The organism is Mesorhizobium sp. WSM2240 (genome assembly GCF_040438645.1).
Classification (GTDB): Bacteria; Pseudomonadota; Alphaproteobacteria; order Rhizobiales; family Rhizobiaceae; genus Allomesorhizobium.
Window position 1 is genome coordinate 270,111 of record NZ_CP159253.1, and the last position, 16,964, is coordinate 287,074.

Below are 16,964 nucleotides of genomic sequence, written 5' to 3' on the forward strand. Positions count from 1 at the left end.
TTTGGCTTTTCGAGCGACGAACGCCCGGAGCCATAGCGGAGGGCCGGCTGGCAGCCGGTTGCAAGCGAACGCCGGGACGCTGCCGAAGGCAGCGGGGACCCGGCCGGGCGCCGGTGACGATTTTCATTCCTCCCTATCTGGTCCTACCAGATTTTCCCCGCTAGATTGGCCCCGGTCGCCGTCAGGAAGAGCGGCCGCCGGGGAGGGGAGACAGAATGAAAATCGGCTTCTGCATGTTCCTGTGGACGACCAACGTCACTGGGAAGCACGAAAAGCTGCTGAAGGACATTAAGACGACGGGCTATGACGGCGTCGAGATACCGATTTTCGAGGGAACGCCCGACGACTACAAGCGCCTCGGCGAGATGCTCGACCGCATCGGCCTGGAGCGGACCGCCGTTTCGGCGATGGGCGATCCGGCCATGAACCTGATCGGCGACGCCGCCGCCCGCAAGGTGGGCATAAATTACATGAAATGGGCGATCGACTGCGCTTCCGCGCTCGGCGCCGACAGGCTTTCGGGTCCGCTGCATTCGACGCTCGGGCATTTTTCGGGAACTGGTCCGACCAGAGCCGAGAAAAAGCGCTCCGTCTCGTCCCAGCGCGCCATCGGCGACCATGCCGCGAAAAAAGGCGTGATCATCGGCCTGGAAGCGCTCAACCGCTTCGAATGCTATCTCGTCAACACAATGGACGATTTATGCGCGCATCTCGATGAAATTGCTCATGAAAACGTCAAGGCGATGTACGACACGTTCCACTGCAATATTGAGGAAGCCGACCCGATCGCGGCGTTCACCAAGCACACGAACCACATCGTCCATGTCCACATTTCGGAGAACGACCGCGGCGTGCCCGGCCGTGGCAACGTACCGTGGAAAAAGACTTTTTCGGCGATTCGCGGCAGCGGCTATGACGGCTGGCTGACCATCGAAGCCTTCGGCCGCGGCCTGAAGGACCTCGCCGCCGCGACGAAAGTCTGGCGCGACTTCGCCGAAAGCCCCGAGGCGGTGTACCGCGAGGGCTACGAGCACATCAGGAAGGGCTGGAAGCGGGCGGTGTAGCTTCGATCTCCCCCGTGTTGAAGGGAGAAAGCAGCCGCCACCTACTTGTTGATCAGGTTCAGGATGTTGCCCTCGGGGTCCTTGAACCACGCGACCTTCATGTCGCCATGGACGTGGATGTGGCCGTCCATGGTGACGCCCGGCCATTCATAATGCTCGAACGGAACGCCCTTGTCCTCCAGCGCCTTGACGATCTTCCCTATGTCGGCGCCGACCGTCCAGGTCACCGCCGTCGCTTTGTTGGTGCCGGCGAATTCGGAGCGGTAGACGTTGATCAGCGTATCGCCGCTGGCGAACACGATCACCTCCTCGCCTTCCCGGCCGACCGGCTTCAGTCCGAGCGTGTTTTCGTAAAAGTCGCCGGCCTTCGCCAGATCCTTCACCGCGATGTTTGCCGTCGCATTCCTGTTTCCAAGCATGGTCGCCTCCTGTGAACATCAATTGCTATGCCAAGGACGTTCGGCGTGCGCCCATTCCGACACCCAGGCTATAATTCTCTCGGCTGACGCTGCGCGGCAAGGCGGCTCAATCGTCGGCGCGTTGCTTGTGGTGTTCGCTTTCCTGATTTTCGCCGCGCAGTGTGTTGCGGTCGTCGGGATCGACGAGGTTCGGCGCATCCGTCCGCAAATTTGCGCCCTTGCGATAGGCTTCCCGCTCCTGCTTCGATTTCTTAAGTTCGGCTTCGGCGTCGAAATCCTTGCCGGCGTTCTTTGTGTTTTCCCGTTCCTCGATGATGCGCACCTGCTGCTCATGCGTCTTCCTGCCGGTCATGACATGCTCCTGTTCCGGAATTGTTTGCGGCGCGATATCCGTTGCTCGCGCCTGTCATGGCCCAACGGACGCCGCCCGCGAAATGTTCCCGCAGGGGCCGATGCAGCCATGGCGCTTGGTTCTCTCCCCAAACTGCATTATCTGAACCCCAACAGAGAACAGAAAGAGCCGAGAGATGCCCGTCACCAAGGAAGCCGTCATCGAGCGCCTCAGGACCGTCAACGGGCCGGACTTCACCGGCAATATCGTCGATCTCGGCCTGGTCTCCGACATCTTCATCGCCGATTCCAAGGTTTTCTTCTCGATCACCGTGCCGGCCGAGCGCGCCAGGGAGATGGAGCCGCTGCGCGCCGCCGCCGAGCGCGTGGTCAAGGCGATGCCGGGCGTCGCGGGCGCCATGGTGGCGCTGACCGCGGAGAAAAAGGGCGGCGGCATGGAAGCGCCGGTGCCACCGCGACCCGCCCCGCCAAGGCCGGCAGCGCCCGCTCCGCGCCACTCCGCTACCACGACGCCGAGGCCTGCTCCGCACGCGCCGGCCTCCCACAGCCAGGGCAAGCGCGGCGTGCCGGGCGTCGGCGCGATCATTGCCGTCGCGTCCGGCAAGGGCGGCGTCGGCAAATCGACCACGGCCATCAACATCGCACTCGGGCTTCTGGCCAACGGGCTCAAGGTCGGCGTGCTCGACGCCGACATTTACGGCCCTTCCATGCCGCGGCTTCTCAATCTCCATGGCCGCCCGCAGACCGTCGACGGCAAGGTCCTGAAGCCGATGGAGAAATACGGCCTGAAGGTCATGTCGATGGGTTTTCTCGTCGACGAGGAAACCCCGATGATATGGCGCGGGCCGATGGTCATGTCGGCGCTGACCCAGATGCTGCGCGAGGTCGAATGGGGCGAACTCGACATTCTGGTGGTCGACATGCCGCCCGGCACCGGCGACGCCCAACTCACCATGGCGCAGCAGGTGCCGCTGGCCGGCGCCGTCATCGTCTCGACGCCGCAGGATCTTGCGCTGATCGATGCGCGCAAGGGCTTGAACATGTTCAAGAAGGTCGACGTGCCGCTCCTCGGCATCGTCGAAAATATGAGCTACTTCGTCGCTCCCGACACCGGCAAGCGCTACGACATCTTCGGCCATGGCGGCGCGCGCAAGGAAGCCGAGCGCCTCGGCGTCACTTTCCTCGGCGAAGTGCCGCTGCAGATGGAAATCCGCGAGACGTCGGATTCCGGATCGCCGGTCGTGGTGTCCAATCCTGAGGGACCCGAAGCCAGGATATATCGCGGCATCGCCAGCAAGGTCTGGGACCGGGTGACCGAGGAGCGCACAGCCGCCGATGCTTCCGCGCCGAGCATCGTATTCGAATAATCGCGATTACCTTCCCCTCAAGGGGGCGGAAAAGCGCCTCAACCCCCGCTCACCTTTTCATTGAACGTCGCGAAAAACTGCCCCGCCAGTTTCTTCGAGGTCGACTGGATCAGCCGGCTGCCGAGCTGCGCGATCTTGCCGCCGACATCGGCCTTGGCCTCGTAGGTCAGCACCGTCGTGCCCGGGCCGTCTTCGACGAGCCTCACGTCGGCGGCGCCCTTGGCGAAGCCGGCTACGCCACCCTTGCCCTCGCCGGAGATCGTGTAGGAATGCGGCGGGTTGAGATTGGCGAGCGTCACCCCACCGGCAAACGTCGCCTTGATCGGCCCGATCTTCAGCACCACGGTCGCCGCCAATTCGCTGTCGGATTTCTTTTCCAGGCTCTGGCATCCCGGAATGCTGGCTCTCAGCACATCCGCATCGTTCAGCGCTTCCCAGACCTTGTGGATAGGCGCCGAAATCCTCTCCTCGCCCTCGATGACCAAAGACATGAAACCCTCCTTAGCAAGCCGCCGAGAGGCGTAGCGCAGCGTCGGGCTTCTGTCCATGGCCGCTGCGGCGGGGGGCGCTTTGCCATGCGGCTATTTGTCCGACAAAAACGACAAATACGCCCGCTGGCCCAGCCGATGGCTCTTGCCGCTGTGGAAGCGTTGTCATATCGATTGCGGAACTGATTTCCGGAGAATGTCATGGCTGGCCCGACGACGAAAAAGAAATTCCGCTCGCAGGAGTGGTTCGACAATCCCGACAATCCCGGCATGACCGCGCTCTACCTCGAGCGCTACCTGAACTACGGGCTGACCCGCGCCGAACTTCAATCCGGCAAGCCGCTGATCGGCATCGCCCAGACCGGTTCGGACCTGTCGCCCTGCAACCGCCATCATCTCGAACTCGCCAAGCGCGTGCGCGAGGGCATCGTTTCGGCCGGCGGAATTCCCTTCGAATTCCCCTGCCATCCGATCCAGGAGACCGGCAAGCGCCCCACGGCGGCGCTCGATCGCAACCTCGCCTATCTCAGCCTCGTCGAGGTGCTCTATGGCTACCCGCTCGACGGCGTCGTGCTCACCGTCGGCTGCGATAAGACGACGCCCGCAATGCTGATGGCGGCCGCCACCGTCAACATCCCGGCTATCGCGCTGTCCGTCGGCCCCATGCTCAATGGCTGGCACAAAGGCAAGCGCACCGGTTCAGGCACTATCGTCTGGGAATCGCGCCAGCGCCTGTCGGCTGGCGAAATCGGCTATGACGAGTTCATGGATATCGTCGCCTCCTCTGCTCCCTCGGTCGGCTACTGCAACACGATGGGCACCGCAACGACGATGAATTCGCTGGCCGAAGCGCTCGGCATGCAGCTTCCCGGTTCCGCCGCAATTCCCGCGCCCTATCGCGAGCGCGGCCAGATCGCCTACGAGACGGGAAAACGCATCGTCGCAATGGTGCACGAGGACCTGAAGCCCTCCGACATCATGACCCGCGAGGCCTTCGAAAACGCCATCGTCGTCAATTCGGCGATCGGCGGCTCCACCAACGCACCGATCCATCTGAACGCCATCGCTCGCCATCTCGGCGTCAAGCTTGACAATGACGACTGGCAGGCGATCGGCTACCGCATTCCGCTGCTCGTCAATCTCCAGCCGGCCGGCGAATATCTCGGCGAGGACTATCACCATGCCGGCGGCGTGCCGGCCGTGGTGATGGAACTGATGAAGGCCGGCCTGCTGCCGCATCCCGCTGCACTCACGGTCAACGGCGCCTCGATCGGCGACAATTGCCGGGACGTCGAAAACCTTAACCACGAGGTTATCCGGCCTGCCGCCGATCCGCTGATGCGCGATGCTGGTTTCATCAATCTGAAGGGCAATCTCTTCGATTCCGCCATCATGAAGACCAGCGTCATCTCGAAGGAGTTTCGCGATCGCTATCTCTCCAATCCGCGCGACCCGGAGGCTTTCGAGGGCAGGGCGGTCGTGTTCGACGGACCGGAGGATTACCACGCGCGCATTGACGATCCGGCCGAGAACATTGACGAGCATTGCATCCTGTTCATGCGCGGGGCGGGGCCGGTCGGCTATCCCGGCGGCGCGGAAGTCGTCAACATGCAGCCGCCCGCCTATCTCATCAAGCGCGGCATCTATTCGTTGCCCTGCATTGGCGACGGCCGCCAGTCCGGCACTTCCGGCACCCCGTCCATCCTCAACGCCTCGCCGGAGGCGGCGGTCGGCGGCGGGCTAGCGCTCCTCAAATCGGGCGATCGCGTTCGCATCGATCTGAACAAGGGCTCGGCCGACATACTGATCGGCGAGGAAGAGCTTGTTGCCCGCCGCAAGACGCTTGCCGAAAGTGGCGGCTATCCTTTCCCCGGCCACCAGACGCCGTGGCAGGAGATCCAGCGAAGCATGGTCGACCAGTTCTCGGACGGCATGGTGCTGAAACCCGCCGTAAAATACCAGCGTGTCGCCCAGACCAGCGGCGTGCCCAGGGACAATCACTGAGCACTTGGTCCTCCCCGTTTACGGGGAGTCCGAAGGACGGGCGCTTCGCTCCGGTTCCGGGATGATTGCACGTCGGCCTTTTCAAAACACCAGCGGTGGCGATTGGCAGAACCGTTCCTCCAATCGTCATCCCGGCCAAATGAGCGAAGTGAAATGCGAGCCGGGACCTATTGGCCGGAACATCGTCGAGACCGACCCGGTCTTTGCGATAGTATGATGCGCGGTGTGCGAAATCAGGATCCGGCCGCGCCGCTCAATGGGTCGGATACCTCCGCTTCCCTCCGGTTCCGGGATGGCGTCAATAAGATGCGACGACCCCCTTGGACGTGGACAAAATTCGCGCCCGTTCCGGCTCAGATGAAGAAATCCGCCTTACGGATCAATGGGGTGTAAGATTCTTGAAGAATCTTGGCGTGCTGATTTGTCCATCAATGCCCGGGCCGCGCGCATAATCCTCGGCAGTTTCTCCCGCGGGAACGCCGGTCGCGACGGTGATCTGTGGGGAGGAACCGGCGCCTCCGTCCTGCCGCCAACGTAGCGGCAGGCCCGGGCAGGTTCCGTCCTGTTCAGACCGGAGACATGGTGAACACCTGTTCGGAGACATGGTGAACAGGTTGCACCCTGTCCTGGCGCAGGTCGATGCGGGCCAGGATGTGGCGACGGTAGCACAGCTCGAACAGGCCGTCCTGGTCGGTTGGGCGCAGGGCCAGGCGCTTTGCGGCGAAGGCTAAGGAGCAGTACAGTCTGTGGCCGGCGAAGTGGATGCGGCCCTTGGCGTCGGCGGTGCGGACCTGAGCCTCGGCGTCGTATTCGGGCGGCAGCAAGGCGGCGGGCATCGAACGGGAGCTCTCTCGGTAGCGTTGTGCAGGGGTTTGAAGGCCGATGGCCTCGTGCGGCCGCTTGGTGTTGTACAACTCAACGACGGAACGCCCACGGGACCGGCCAACGCGAGCTTCTTTATCCATGGCATCCTTGGGCGGGTTGCCAGGTGCACATTCATGAAGTGATCGATAAGCGTGCCGTAGCGGTCTTTCGCTGCAGCATTTCCGGCCAGGCATTGGATCGATGGTTGGAGGTTCCGGCGTGGATGTTCGATCGGCGCCCCAGCGCGAGCTGGCGTATCACTACTGCTCCGCATGTCGACCTTGCCGCGCTTGGCGCCCTGGCGACACTGCTCCGGGACACGGCTACCCCATCACAATCGCAGGAGGTTGGCGCAGCATTGGGCTCTCACGACGCGAATCGGAGAGATGTCCATGCCGCGCCAGCCCACGACATACCAGTTCGATCTGTTCTCGAAGCTGAACGACGCCGAGACGGTGCAGACGCCGCAATGGCAGGCGCTGCCCGCCGAGACGCGTCGATCAGTGACGAAGCTGATTGTCAGCCTGATCCTCGATCACGTCGACGGCGACCGCTCTCCCGGACGGGAGGAGGAGATGCGTCATGATGCATGAGAAGATCAGGCCGCACCATCTGGAGCGCAAGGCGATCCTGTATGTGCGGCAGTCGTCAGCCCATCAGGTCCTGCACAATCGCGAGAGCAGCGCCCTGCAATATGCGATGCGCGATCGCCTGACGACGCTCGGCTGGTCTCGCGTCGAGACGATAGATGATGATCTCGGACGTTCGGCCGCTGGCGGCGTTGCCCGTGCCGGTTTCGACCGGATGGTCGCCGAGGTCTGTCTCGGCAAGGTCGGGGCGGTTGCGGCACGGGAGGTATTTGCCCGCAACAGCCGCGACTGGCAGCAGCTCATCGAGATGTGCCGCGTCGTCGACACTGTGCTGATCGACCAGGAGACGGTCTATGCACCGCGACAGGGCAATGATCGGCTGCTGCTGGGATTGAAGGGCAGTCTCAACGAGTATGAACTCGATCTTCTGCGCCAGCGTTCGTTGTCGGCCCGCTACGAGAAGGCCCGCCGCGGCGAACTTGTCGTTGCAGCCCCTGTCGGCTTTGTGAAGATTGGCGATCGGCTCGAGAAGGATCCTGATCGCCGCGTGCAGGAAGCCATCACTCTTGTGTTCGACAAGGTCGCTGAACTTGGCAGCGCCCGTCAGGCCCCGATGTGGTTCCTCGAGCATGGGCTGGATTTGCCCGCCAGGCGCAACAATGGCGACGTCGTGTGGCGCAGGCCGAACTATGCGACCATCCACCGGATGATCGAGAACCCGATCTACGGCGGCGCCTACGCCTATGGTAAGACTCGTATTGCGCCGGGATTTGGCCCATCCGCCGTTCGAACGGGTATGCGACGCAGGACGCGCGAGGAATGGCTTGCTTTAATCCCGGGCAGCCATGAAGGCTATCTCAGTTGGGAGCGGGCAGAGGCGATCCGCAAGATGGTCAGCGACAATGTGACCACGGGCCGGCATCACGGAGCGCCCAAGCATGGCGACGCGCTGCTGGCCGGTCTTGTCCGCTGCCGGCGCTGCGGCCGCAAGCTCACGGTGCGATACACGGGCGCCAAGCACAACATTCCGCGCTATTCCTGCTGGCGGGGCCTGCTCGACAATGGCGAGCCGCGCTGCATCGCCTTCGGCGGGCTGCGCGTCGACGATGCGATTGAGGAAGCACTCTTGCGTGTCGTCGAGCCTGGCGCGATTGCTGCCGCCGCCGAGGCCGAGGCGCAGGCAGCCGGTCGCCGCGACCAGGTCCGGGACGCCCTCAGCCGCGATCTGGAAGCTGCCCTCTACTCCGCCGACCGGGCTTTCCGGCAATATGACGCCGCCGATCCCGAAAACCGGCTGGTTGCGGCGGAACTGGAGGTGCGATGGAACCGCGCCCTCGCGCATGTCGGTGACATCGAAAGCAGGATCGCTGCCCATGATGCAGCGACACCGAAACCGTCACCTGTGGTGGGAAAGGACAATCGCTGCGCTTGCCGGAGACCTTCGCACCGTCTGGTCGGCGCCGACGACAGATGCCAGGCTCAAGAAGCGCGTCGTGCGCACCGTCATCCAAGAAGTAGTCGCCGATATCGATGATGAAGCCTCCGAGATCGTCCTGCTGATCCATTGGATCGGCGGCGTCCATACAGAACTGCGTCTGCCGAAACGGCGACGTGGCCAGCGCAACGCGACCTCCGCCGACATCATCGCAGCCATCCGGCAACTGGTGCTGATCGCCAGCGATGACCTGATCGCCGGCATTCTCAACCGGAACGGCCTGGTGACTGGGCATGGCAATCGCTGGACACGGAAGCGGGTCACTGCGCACAGGTCGCATCACAAGATCCCGGTCTTCCGCCCGGCGCTGGACGGCATTGAGCCATACCTCAATCTGAACAAGGCGGCGCGCCTCCTCGGCGTCTCACCGAAGACCCTCAGGCTTGTCGCCGAATCCGGCGAGATCAAGGGTATCCATCCCCTGCCGGATGGCCCATGGATCTTCAAGCGATCAGAACTTGGAAGGCCGGAAGCCCAGCGGATTGTTCATCGCGCGCGACAGAACCCCAAATACCCCACAAGATCGCATCCCGATCAGCAAAACCTATTCGCTTCAACGACATAGACAGATGGGTGTTATGAAACAGGATTGTAGACTTCGCGCCAACTATCAAAGGCGGCTTGAGCTTGGCCGAGATCGGCAAAGATGCTCCGGTCCAGCAGCTCGAAGGCCAAACCAGCCCTTGAAGTCCATCTGCCAAAGATCGTTCGGCGCGGCATGCTCGAAGCGTATGAAGGCCCGCCGCTCGCCCGCACCGGGGCCATCCAGTTTGCCGTGGCGGCGCAGGATCATGGTGATCGTCGAGGCCGCCGGCTAAGCATGCCTCTCTCTCCCTTGGGAGTGAGCAGCCGATTCGGCTCCTCAGGCGAATTCCCGCGCCGCCAAAAAACCCGGCAGATCGGCGATCGAGTCCAGCACCACGTCGGCCATCGGCGCCAGCGTCTCGCGCGTGCCGGTGCCGGAAAGCACCGCAACCGCGAGCCCGGCCCCGCCGGCGCGGGCCATCTCGAGATCGTGACGATTGTCGCCCACCATGGCGATCTCCCACGGCTTCAGGCCGGTCAGATCGGAGAATGCGTAGATCGCGTCCGGCGCGGGCTTGGGATTGGCGACCGCGTCGTAACCGAAGGCGGCGTCGAACATCTGCGCCACGCCGAGCTCAAGCAGCGTCTTTTCCGCGCCGCCGGTGGAATCGTTTGTGGCGACGCCGAGCCGGAAGCCCAAGCCGTGCAGGCGAGTAATGGCGTCCTGGCTGCCTGGCAGCGGCACGGACTGCTTGGCGCCCTCTTCCGCCGTGAACCGGTCGAAGCCTATGGTCATCTTCCGCCGGTCTTCGGCGGTCGCCTCCGGATACCAGAGCGCCACGATGTCGGCATTGGTGCCGGCGGCGAACACCGAATCGGCCTTGAAGCACTTTTTGCCGAAATCGTAGCCGGCCGCCTCCATCAGCGCGTCCGCCTTGGCGCGGTCGCCGGCCGCTGCCTGCAGCGCCAGAAGGTCGCCGATCGCGAACCAGGTTGCCTGGAAATCGACGAGTGTCCCATCCTTGTCGAACAGGATGCCTTTGATGCTGCTCAAGATCACCTACTCCGCCCCGCGCAGACGGTGGATATGACGCACGAGCCCAGCTGTCGAGGCGTCGCTCCTCGCGGCATCCTGTGTGCCCTCCACGACAGGCAGGAGATTGGTGGCCAGTTCCTTGCCGAGTTCCACGCCCCACTGGTCAAAGGCGTTGATGCCGAAAAGCTGCGCCTCGACGAAGACGCGGTGCTCGTAAAGCGCGATCAGCCGGCCGAGCGTATGCGGATCGAGTTTTTTGTAGAGGATCGTCACCGACGGCCTGTTGCCTGGGAATACCCGATGCGGCGCGATCTTCTCGATTTCGGCAGGCGTCATGCCCTTGGCCCGCATCTGCGCCTCGGCTTCCTCCAGCGTGCGACCCTGCATCAGCGCCTCCGACTGCGCCAGGCAGTTCGCCAGAAGCAGATCGTGATGATGGCGAAGCTCAGGCTCGTGACCCTCGGCCGCGGCCAGGAATTCGACCGGGATGATGTCGGTGCCCTGGTGCAACAATTGGAAAAACGCGTGCTGACCGTTGGTGCCGGGCTCGCCCCAGACCACCGGACCGGTGGGCGTCGTGACGGCGCCGCCGTCGATGGTCACCCGCTTGCCGTTCGATTCCATGTCGAGCTGCTGCAAATAGGCCGGCAGCCGCGACAGACGCTGGTCGTATGGGATGACGGCACGAGTTGGGTAATCGCAGACGACGCGGTGCCAGTAGCCGATAAGGCCCATGACTGCGGGAATGTTCTTGAGCAACGGCGCGGTTGCGAAATGGCTGTCCATTTCATGCGCTCCGGCCAGGAACTCACGGAAATGCTTCGCTCCGACCGCTATCATCACCGGCAGGCCGATCGCCGACCACAGCGAATAGCGGCCGCCGACCCAATCCCAGAAGCCAAAGACGCGGTCGGGCGCGATGCCGAACTTTTCGACCTTGTCGAGTGCGGTCGAGACGGCAGCGAAATGCTTTCCGACAGCGGCGGCGCCGAGCGCCTGCTCGATCCATTTCCGTGCGGTCGCCGCGTTGGTCATGGTTTCGACGGTGGTGAAGGTCTTGGAAGCGACGATGAACAGCGTCGTCTCGGGATCGAGCCCCTTCAGCGCGTCGTGGATATGCGCGCCGTCGACGTTGGAGACATAGTGCGCTCGCGGTCCGTCATGATAGGGCGCCAGCGCCAGTGTCGCCATCGCCGGCCCGAGATCCGAGCCGCCAATGCCTATGTTGACGATGTCTGTAATCTTGCGGCCGGTGGCGCCAGGCGCGGCGCCGGAACGCACCGCATCCGAAAACTTCTCCATGGCGTCGAGCACGGCGCGCACGCCGCCCATCACGTCCGCACCGCCGAGCACGACCTTCGCATCCGGCCCTGCTCGCAGCGCCGTGTGCAGGACAGCCCGGTCTTCCGTGATGTTGATCCTGTCGCCGGCAAACATCGCCCGGCGCCGCTCGGCGAGACCCGCTGCCTCGGCGAGTTTCTCGAGCAGAGCCATGGTTGCGGGCGTGACCGCGCATTTCGACCAGTCGAGCAGCAGGTCGCCGTCGGTCAGAGAGAACCTTGCGAACCGCTGCGGGTCGGAGGCAAAAGCCTCGCGCATGCTCTTTGGCGCAGCCGCGCGATCGTCGCGAAGCGCTGCCAACTCCGCCTTCAGAAAATCTGTCAATTCCCTACTCCAGAAAGTCCATACCGGCTGCACCCTACAGACCTTGCGGCCGTTTGAGAATGTTCAGCACGGCCCTCACACAAACAGAAACATCCGTCACGCCAGCCTGCACCACTCGCCCATGCATCACTGGCATAAATCCTAGCAATCAGAAATTTTGATTGGCGCAACTGGTTGGACCAACAGTAGCATCCTTTGGTTCAGATTCCGACGAATCCGTCCAACGAGGGAAAGCCTATGCCGCAGAGAAACGACACCGCGATCTGGTCCGGGCTGTTCCGCATCTCCGCCGAGTCGGGCCAAACCCTGCAGGCGCAAATCCGTCAGGCCATTGTCGCCGCCATTCTCGACCGGCAGATCGCCGCCTCGATGCCACTGCCGTCCTGCCGCATCCTGGCCGAAAAACTCGGCGTCGCGCGCGGCACAGTGGTGCTGGCCTTCCAGCAATTGGTCGACCAGGGCTTTCTGGTGGCGCGCGAGCGGCGCGGCCATTTCGTCAATCCCGAAGTGCTGGCCACTCCGGCCAAGCCGCACCAGAAGACGCCGGACAACGCCAATGAGATCGACTGGAAGGCGCGCCGCCAGATCGCGGCCAGCGACATGCCGCGCCCGGCCAAACTGGATAACTGGATCAAGTCGTCCTACCCGTTCGTCTACGGCCAGTTCGACCCGGCGCTGTTTCCGACCGCCGAATGGCGCGAGTGCAACCGCATGGCGCTGGCGGTGCTGGAAATCCGCAACTGGGCGGCTGACATGGTCGACCGCGACGATCCGCTGCTGATCGAGCAGATCCAGGCACGGCTGCTTCCGCGCCGCGGCATCTTCGCCAATCCGGACGAAATCATCATCACGCTCGGCGCCCAGAACGCGCTCTACATGCTCGCCAACCTGTTGATGAGCAAGGGTTCCAAGGTGGCGATGGAGGATCCGGGCTATCCGGATGCGCGCAGCATCTTCAGGCTCGCCGGGGCCGAGATCACCCCCACGCCGGTGGATGCCTCGGGCATCGTCACCTCGGCCATCCCCTCCGACGCCGGTTTCGTTTTCGTGACGCCGAGCCATCATTGTCCAACCATGGTGCCGCTTTCCGCCGAGCGGCGGCAGGATCTGCTCGCACGCGCCAGCCGGCACAACCAGATCATCATCGAGGACGGCTATGACAGCCAGTTGCTCGACGAGGCGCCGCAGCAGGCGCTGAAAAGCCTCGATCGCTCGGGCCGCGTCATCTATGTCGGCTCGATGTCGAAGACCTTGGCGCCGGGCCTCAGGCTCGGCTACATCGTGGCCTCGGCCGGCCTGATCTCGGAACTGCGGGCGCTGCGCCGCTTCATGCTGCGCCACCCGCCGGCCAACAATCAGCGTGCCGTCGCGCTGTTCCTGTCGCTCGGCCATCACGAAGCCCTGGTGCGGCGGCTTTCGGCAGCTTTCGACGAGCGCCGGAAGCGTCTGGTCCATGCGATTTCCGCTTTCCTGCCGGAGTGGCGTTCGACTGATTCGGCCGGCGGCGCGTCGCTCTGGCTGGAAGGGCCGCGCGGAACGGATTCGCGCAGCCTTGCCGAAGCGGCCGCGGCGCGCAGCGTGATCATCGAGCCAGGCGACCGCTTCTTCGCTCAGGCTGACAAGCCCTCGCGCTTCATGCGGCTCGGCATTTCGTCGATCTCGCTGCAGCACATCGAGCCGGGCATACGCGAGCTTGCAACAGCCGCCGGAAGGCGTCCCGCCGCCGCCTGATCTGCGAGTTCCAAGCTCTGCCAAAATCGTTGGGCCACACCATTCCCGCTGGTACATCCGGCGGAATGGCGTGGCCCATACACGTCGGCAAAGGCCGCTGCATAGTCTCGCGAAGCGGGGCATCGAAGCAGCCAAAATCGGCGGGATTTGACCAGCCGTGCCTGCTTCGGAAATGTGGAGCGTCGGCATGTCGATCGCCGTGGAAAAGCAGGATTTCGCTCAGGATGTGAGCCAGGAGAGCCGTTCGCGGCGTTCCGGCGGCCGGGAGGCGCGGCGCGCCATGCGCGCAGCGCCGTTGGCCGATGACGTTCGGCCGATCCGGCCAGGGCTGGAGGGTGGCAGGTACAAGCCTTTGGGCCAGAACGATCTCGAGCGTATCCACGAGGCGGTGCTGACGCTGCTTGAAACCGTCGGTTTCGCCAACGCAATTCCAAGCTGCATCGAGGCCTGCACCCGGGTCGGCGTGATACTCGGCGCAGACGGCCGCCTGCGCTTTCCGCGCGAGCTAGTCATGTCGACAATCAGGAACGCGGCGCGCAACTTCACGCTGTGCGGGCAGGACCCAAAGCACGACATGGTAATCCAGGGCAAGCGCGTGCATTACGGCACGGCGGGTGCCGCCGTGCATCTCGTCGATGTTGAAAAGCGCGAGTACCGTGAATCGCTGCTGCAGGACATCTACGACGCGGCGCGCATCGTCGACGGGCTGGACAATATCCATTTCTTCCAGCGGCCGATGGTGCCGCGCGACGTTCCCGACCCGCTCGCTATGGATTTCAACACACTCTACGCCTGCGTGATGGGCACGTCGAAACATGTCGGCACGTCCTTCACTGTTCGCGAGAACGTCGCGCCAGCGCTAGAAATGCTTTACGCCATCGCCGGCGGCGAGGAGAATTTCCGCGCCCGGCCCTTCGTTTCCAATTCGAACTGCTTCGTCGTGCCGCCGATGAAATTCACCGAGGACGCCTGTGGCGTGCTGGAAGCCTGCGTGGAAGGCGGCATCCCGATCCTGCTGCTTTCCGCCGGCCAAGCCGGCGCCACCGCGCCGGCTGCCATTGCAGGCGCCGTCGTGCAGGCGGTGGCCGAAGTGCTGGCGGGGCTTGTCTATGTCAACGCGCTGAAACCCGGCCACCCCGCAATCTTCGGCACATGGCCGTTCGTCTCGGATCTGCGCACCGGAGCCATGTCGGGAGGCTCTGCCGAGCAGGCGCTGCTCACCGCCGCTTGCGCGCAGATGGCGCAGTTCTACGACCTGCCGGGCGGATCGCCGGCAGGCATGGCGGATTCCAAGCTGCCCGACATCCAGTCGGGCTACGAAAAGGGCATCACCAATGTGATGGCCGGCCTGTCCGGCCTGAACCTCGTCTATGAATCGGCCGGCATGCACGCTTCGCTGCTGGGTTTCTGCCTGGAAAGCCTGATCATCGACAACGACATGCTCGGCCACTGCCAGCGCTGCGTCCGCGGCATCGAGGTGACCGACGCCGCACTTTCGATCGACACCATCGCCGAAGTCTGCCTCAATGGTCCCGGCCATTATCTCGGCAACGAGCAGACGCTGCGGCTCATGCAGACCGAGTATTTCTATCCCGCTGTCGGCGACCGCTTCTCGCCCAAGGAATGGAACGAGAAGGGCAAGCCGGACATACTCAGCAGAGCCATTGCCGAGAAGAAGCGCATTCTCGCCGAGCGTTTCCCGCGCCACGTGCCGAAGGCGATCGACGATCGCCTGCGCGCAAGGTTCGGCGAATTGATCAAATTGCCGCGGAGCGGCATGGGCGGCTGAAGGCGATCGTCAATTCGCGGCATCGGCGCGGGCTGCAGCTGATCCGCCGGTCTTGCGCCTGACGATCTCCTCGTAAGCAGCCTGCAATCTGGCGCGGACCGGAACCATGCCGGCATATTTGGGGTCCCGCGGCTCTCCGAGATGCTCTTCGCGCAGTTCGGACATGAACTGCTCCCACATGGCCGGTCCGCCCTCCTCCATCAGTTTCGCACGGATGCTCAACTCCTCGCTGACGGGCAGCCATCTGCTGCCCCACGCGCCGAGATGCGCCATGATCGGCACTAGCGCGATCGACATTTCGGTCAGGCTGTAGATCGCTTTCTGCTTGTGACTGGGATCGTCGGCCCTGGTCAGCATACCCTGCTCGACCAGCATTTTCAGGCGGTCGGCCAGAATGTTGGACGAGATCGCCTCCTCGGAACGCAGCATCTCGCGGAAGTGCCTCTTCCCGCCGAAGATCATGTCGCGGAGGATCAGTAAGGACCATTTGTCGCCAAACACCTCGACCGAAAGATTGATCGGGCATCCCGACCGGCGATCCGCATCCATTTTCACATTCCCCAAAAAACCGGTTGCATTGTCGCATCAGTCTTCATATAGTGCAACCGATTGCAAAATGCAATCGGATTTGTGATGGCGAAAGAGGTGAGGGATGGCGGACGCAGAAATCATTGCCGGCCGGCCAAATGGCAGGGCAGGACCATCTGAGAGGAAGTCGCCCTCGCGTGAACGGGTGATCCGCGACAGCGGTGTGGAAATCGCCACCGAAGCGTTCGGCGACCCCGCAAATCCTCGCGTGCTTTTGATCATGGGCGCGATGGCTTCAATGCTCTGGTGGCCCGAGGAATTCTGCCGGCGCCTGGCCGCACAGCAGCGCTATGTTATCCGCTACGACAACCGCGACACCGGCCTGTCGACTACCTACGAGCCGGGCCCGCCACCCTATACGGAAGATGACATGATTGCCGACGCCATTCGCGTTCTCGATGGCTATGGAACCCGGTCGGCCCATATTGTCGGCATGTCGGCGGGCGGCATGATCGCTCAATACGTCGCTCTTGAGTATCCGGGGCGCGTTACCTCATTGACGGCGATCAGCACATCGCCGGTTGGAGCCGACACTTCCGATTTACCGCAAACGACCGACGCCTATTCGGCGCATTCGTCGGCTGGCGCAGAAGTCGATTGGTCGGACCGGGCGCAAGTTATCGAGTTCATGGCCAGGGAAGCACAATGCTCGCCGGCACCACCCATCCGCACGACGAGGAGGATGCACGCAGGCTTATCGCCCACGACTATGATCGTGCGAAAAACTTCGCCAGTGCAACCAATCACTTCCTGCTGAGAGGCGGCGACCAATGGAAGGGCCGCCTGCGCCAGATGAGGGCGCCGCTGCTCGTCATTCATGGCACGGCGGACCCGATCTTTCCGGTCGAGCATGGCGTCGGGCTCGCCGAAGCCGTTGACGATGCGAGGCTCGTCCAGCTCGAAGGCGGCGGCCACGAGATCCACCGGAACGATTGGGGCGAAATCATCGCCGCAATTGTACAACACACCACCCGAAACAGTTAAGCGC

General features: G+C 63.3%; 16 protein-coding genes and 2 pseudogenes. 10 read left to right on the forward strand and 8 right to left on the reverse strand.

Annotation, left to right across the window (positions count from 1 at the left end):
* Window positions 1-215: 215 nt before the first annotated feature.
* Window positions 216-1,064 (forward strand): sugar phosphate isomerase/epimerase, encoded by an 849-nt coding sequence (locus ABVK50_RS01305; RefSeq protein ID WP_353643159.1) that lies wholly within the window; start codon window positions 216-218, stop codon window positions 1,062-1,064.
* Between the two features lie 41 nt (window positions 1,065-1,105).
* Here ABVK50_RS01305 and ABVK50_RS01310 read toward each other — a convergent pair whose 3' ends face one another.
* Complete coding sequence (locus tag ABVK50_RS01310) at window positions 1,106-1,483, reverse strand: VOC family protein (RefSeq protein WP_353643158.1); 378 nt, start codon at window positions 1,481-1,483, stop codon at window positions 1,106-1,108.
* A 106-nt stretch (window positions 1,484-1,589) separates the two neighbouring features.
* On the reverse strand, window positions 1,590-1,835 hold the full coding sequence (locus ABVK50_RS01315) for a hypothetical protein (RefSeq protein ID WP_353643157.1): 246 nt from the start codon (window positions 1,833-1,835) through the stop codon (window positions 1,590-1,592).
* 175 nt (window positions 1,836-2,010) lie between these two features.
* Here ABVK50_RS01315 and ABVK50_RS01320 point away from each other — a divergent pair, with 175 nt between their 5' ends.
* Window positions 2,011-3,201, forward strand: coding sequence for an Mrp/NBP35 family ATP-binding protein (locus tag ABVK50_RS01320; protein ID WP_353643156.1), 1,191 nt, complete (start codon window positions 2,011-2,013; stop codon window positions 3,199-3,201).
* A gap of 38 nt (window positions 3,202-3,239) precedes the next feature.
* Here ABVK50_RS01320 and ABVK50_RS01325 read toward each other — a convergent pair whose 3' ends face one another.
* Window positions 3,240-3,692: a carbon monoxide dehydrogenase subunit G gene (locus ABVK50_RS01325; protein ID WP_353643155.1), complete on the reverse strand. Its 453-nt coding sequence runs from the start codon at window positions 3,690-3,692 to the stop codon at window positions 3,240-3,242.
* A gap of 198 nt (window positions 3,693-3,890) precedes the next feature.
* Between ABVK50_RS01325 and ABVK50_RS01330 the strand changes: the two genes are divergently transcribed.
* A complete protein-coding gene (locus ABVK50_RS01330; RefSeq protein ID WP_353643154.1) occupies window positions 3,891-5,693 on the forward strand; it encodes an IlvD/Edd family dehydratase in 1,803 nt (600 codons plus the stop codon).
* Window positions 5,694-6,259: 566 nt separating this feature from the next.
* Here the strand turns inward: ABVK50_RS01330 and ABVK50_RS01335 are convergent.
* Complete coding sequence (locus ABVK50_RS01335) at window positions 6,260-6,658, reverse strand: hypothetical protein (protein ID WP_353643153.1); 399 nt, start codon at window positions 6,656-6,658, stop codon at window positions 6,260-6,262.
* A gap of 291 nt (window positions 6,659-6,949) precedes the next feature.
* On the opposite strand from ABVK50_RS01335, the gene ABVK50_RS01340 reads away from it, so the two are divergent.
* Genes ABVK50_RS01340 through ABVK50_RS01350 form a run of 3 tightly spaced genes read left to right on the forward strand, consistent with a single transcriptional unit; the run spans window position 6,950 to window position 9,207 of the window.
* Complete coding sequence (locus tag ABVK50_RS01340) at window positions 6,950-7,150, forward strand: hypothetical protein (RefSeq protein WP_353643152.1); 201 nt, start codon at window positions 6,950-6,952, stop codon at window positions 7,148-7,150.
* On the forward strand, window positions 7,140-8,681 hold the full coding sequence (locus ABVK50_RS01345; RefSeq protein ID WP_353643151.1) for a recombinase family protein: 1,542 nt from the start codon (window positions 7,140-7,142) through the stop codon (window positions 8,679-8,681). Before ABVK50_RS01340 ends, ABVK50_RS01345 begins: the two co-directional genes overlap by 11 nt.
* Window positions 8,641-9,207 carry a helix-turn-helix domain-containing protein gene (locus ABVK50_RS01350; protein ID WP_353643150.1) on the forward strand — a complete coding sequence of 189 codons (567 nt, stop codon included), beginning with the start codon at window positions 8,641-8,643 and terminating at the stop codon, window positions 9,205-9,207. The genes ABVK50_RS01345 and ABVK50_RS01350 overlap by 41 nt, the downstream gene beginning before the upstream one ends.
* Before the next feature lie 111 nt (window positions 9,208-9,318).
* Here the strand turns inward: ABVK50_RS01350 and ABVK50_RS01355 are convergent.
* From ABVK50_RS01355 to pgi, 3 genes and pseudogenes are all read right to left on the reverse strand, one after another.
* Window positions 9,319-9,453 (reverse strand): annotated as a pseudogene (locus ABVK50_RS01355) (IS481 family transposase); the annotation flags it as partial.
* 51 nt (window positions 9,454-9,504) lie between these two features.
* The gene (locus tag ABVK50_RS01360) at window positions 9,505-10,221 is read right to left on the reverse strand and encodes an HAD family hydrolase (RefSeq protein WP_353643148.1); all 717 of its coding nucleotides are present in this window, start codon (window positions 10,219-10,221) and stop codon (window positions 9,505-9,507) included.
* Window positions 10,222-10,227: 6 nt separating this feature from the next.
* Window positions 10,228-11,802: a glucose-6-phosphate isomerase gene (gene pgi, locus ABVK50_RS01365; protein WP_353646052.1), complete on the reverse strand. Its 1,575-nt coding sequence runs from the start codon at window positions 11,800-11,802 to the stop codon at window positions 10,228-10,230.
* 303 nt (window positions 11,803-12,105) lie between these two features.
* On the opposite strand from pgi, the gene ABVK50_RS01370 reads away from it, so the two are divergent.
* Window positions 12,106-13,599, forward strand: a complete 1,494-nt coding sequence (locus tag ABVK50_RS01370; RefSeq protein WP_353643147.1) for a PLP-dependent aminotransferase family protein — start codon at window positions 12,106-12,108, stop codon at window positions 13,597-13,599.
* 187 nt (window positions 13,600-13,786) lie between these two features.
* Window positions 13,787-15,388 (forward strand): trimethylamine methyltransferase family protein, encoded by a 1,602-nt coding sequence (locus tag ABVK50_RS01375; protein ID WP_353643146.1) that lies wholly within the window; start codon window positions 13,787-13,789, stop codon window positions 15,386-15,388.
* 9 nt (window positions 15,389-15,397) lie between these two features.
* Here ABVK50_RS01375 and ABVK50_RS01380 read toward each other — a convergent pair whose 3' ends face one another.
* Window positions 15,398-15,937, reverse strand: coding sequence for a helix-turn-helix domain-containing protein (locus ABVK50_RS01380; protein ID WP_353643145.1), 540 nt, complete (start codon window positions 15,935-15,937; stop codon window positions 15,398-15,400).
* 277 nt (window positions 15,938-16,214) lie between these two features.
* Here ABVK50_RS01380 and ABVK50_RS01385 point away from each other — a divergent pair.
* Together ABVK50_RS01385 and ABVK50_RS01390 are read left to right on the forward strand one after the other, a co-directional pair.
* Window positions 16,215-16,580, forward strand: a pseudogene (locus ABVK50_RS01385) (alpha/beta hydrolase); the annotation flags it as partial.
* Window positions 16,574-16,960, forward strand: a complete 387-nt coding sequence (locus tag ABVK50_RS01390; RefSeq protein WP_353643144.1) for an alpha/beta hydrolase — start codon at window positions 16,574-16,576, stop codon at window positions 16,958-16,960. The pseudogene ABVK50_RS01385 and the gene ABVK50_RS01390, both read left to right, overlap by 7 nt.
* The last annotated feature ends 4 nt before the right edge of the window (window positions 16,961-16,964 follow it).

What these genes read in the sequence shown, in the direction of transcription:
- ABVK50_RS01345 (WP_353643151.1), top strand. Translation starts at nt 7,140, where the DNA reads ATGATGCATGAGAAGATCAGGCCGCACCATCTGGAGCGCAAGGCGATC.
- ABVK50_RS01315 (WP_353643157.1), bottom strand. Translation starts at nt 1,835, where the DNA reads ATGACCGGCAGGAAGACGCATGAGCAGCAGGTGCGCATCATCGAGGAA.
- ABVK50_RS01335 (WP_353643153.1), bottom strand. Translation starts at nt 6,658, where the DNA reads ATGGATAAAGAAGCTCGCGTTGGCCGGTCCCGTGGGCGTTCCGTCGTT.
- ABVK50_RS01370 (WP_353643147.1), top strand. Translation starts at nt 12,106, where the DNA reads ATGCCGCAGAGAAACGACACCGCGATCTGGTCCGGGCTGTTCCGCATC.
- ABVK50_RS01380 (WP_353643145.1), bottom strand. Translation starts at nt 15,937, where the DNA reads ATGGATGCGGATCGCCGGTCGGGATGCCCGATCAATCTTTCGGTCGAG.
- pgi (WP_353646052.1), bottom strand. Translation starts at nt 11,802, where the DNA reads ATGCGCGAGGCTTTTGCCTCCGACCCGCAGCGGTTCGCAAGGTTCTCT.
- ABVK50_RS01330 (WP_353643154.1), top strand. Translation starts at nt 3,891, where the DNA reads ATGGCTGGCCCGACGACGAAAAAGAAATTCCGCTCGCAGGAGTGGTTC.
- ABVK50_RS01320 (WP_353643156.1), top strand. Translation starts at nt 2,011, where the DNA reads ATGCCCGTCACCAAGGAAGCCGTCATCGAGCGCCTCAGGACCGTCAAC.
- ABVK50_RS01305 (WP_353643159.1), top strand. Translation starts at nt 216, where the DNA reads ATGAAAATCGGCTTCTGCATGTTCCTGTGGACGACCAACGTCACTGGG.
- ABVK50_RS01375 (WP_353643146.1), top strand. Translation starts at nt 13,787, where the DNA reads ATGTCGATCGCCGTGGAAAAGCAGGATTTCGCTCAGGATGTGAGCCAG.
- ABVK50_RS01325 (WP_353643155.1), bottom strand. Translation starts at nt 3,692, where the DNA reads ATGTCTTTGGTCATCGAGGGCGAGGAGAGGATTTCGGCGCCTATCCAC.
- ABVK50_RS01340 (WP_353643152.1), top strand. Translation starts at nt 6,950, where the DNA reads ATGCCGCGCCAGCCCACGACATACCAGTTCGATCTGTTCTCGAAGCTG.
- ABVK50_RS01310 (WP_353643158.1), bottom strand. Translation starts at nt 1,483, where the DNA reads ATGCTTGGAAACAGGAATGCGACGGCAAACATCGCGGTGAAGGATCTG.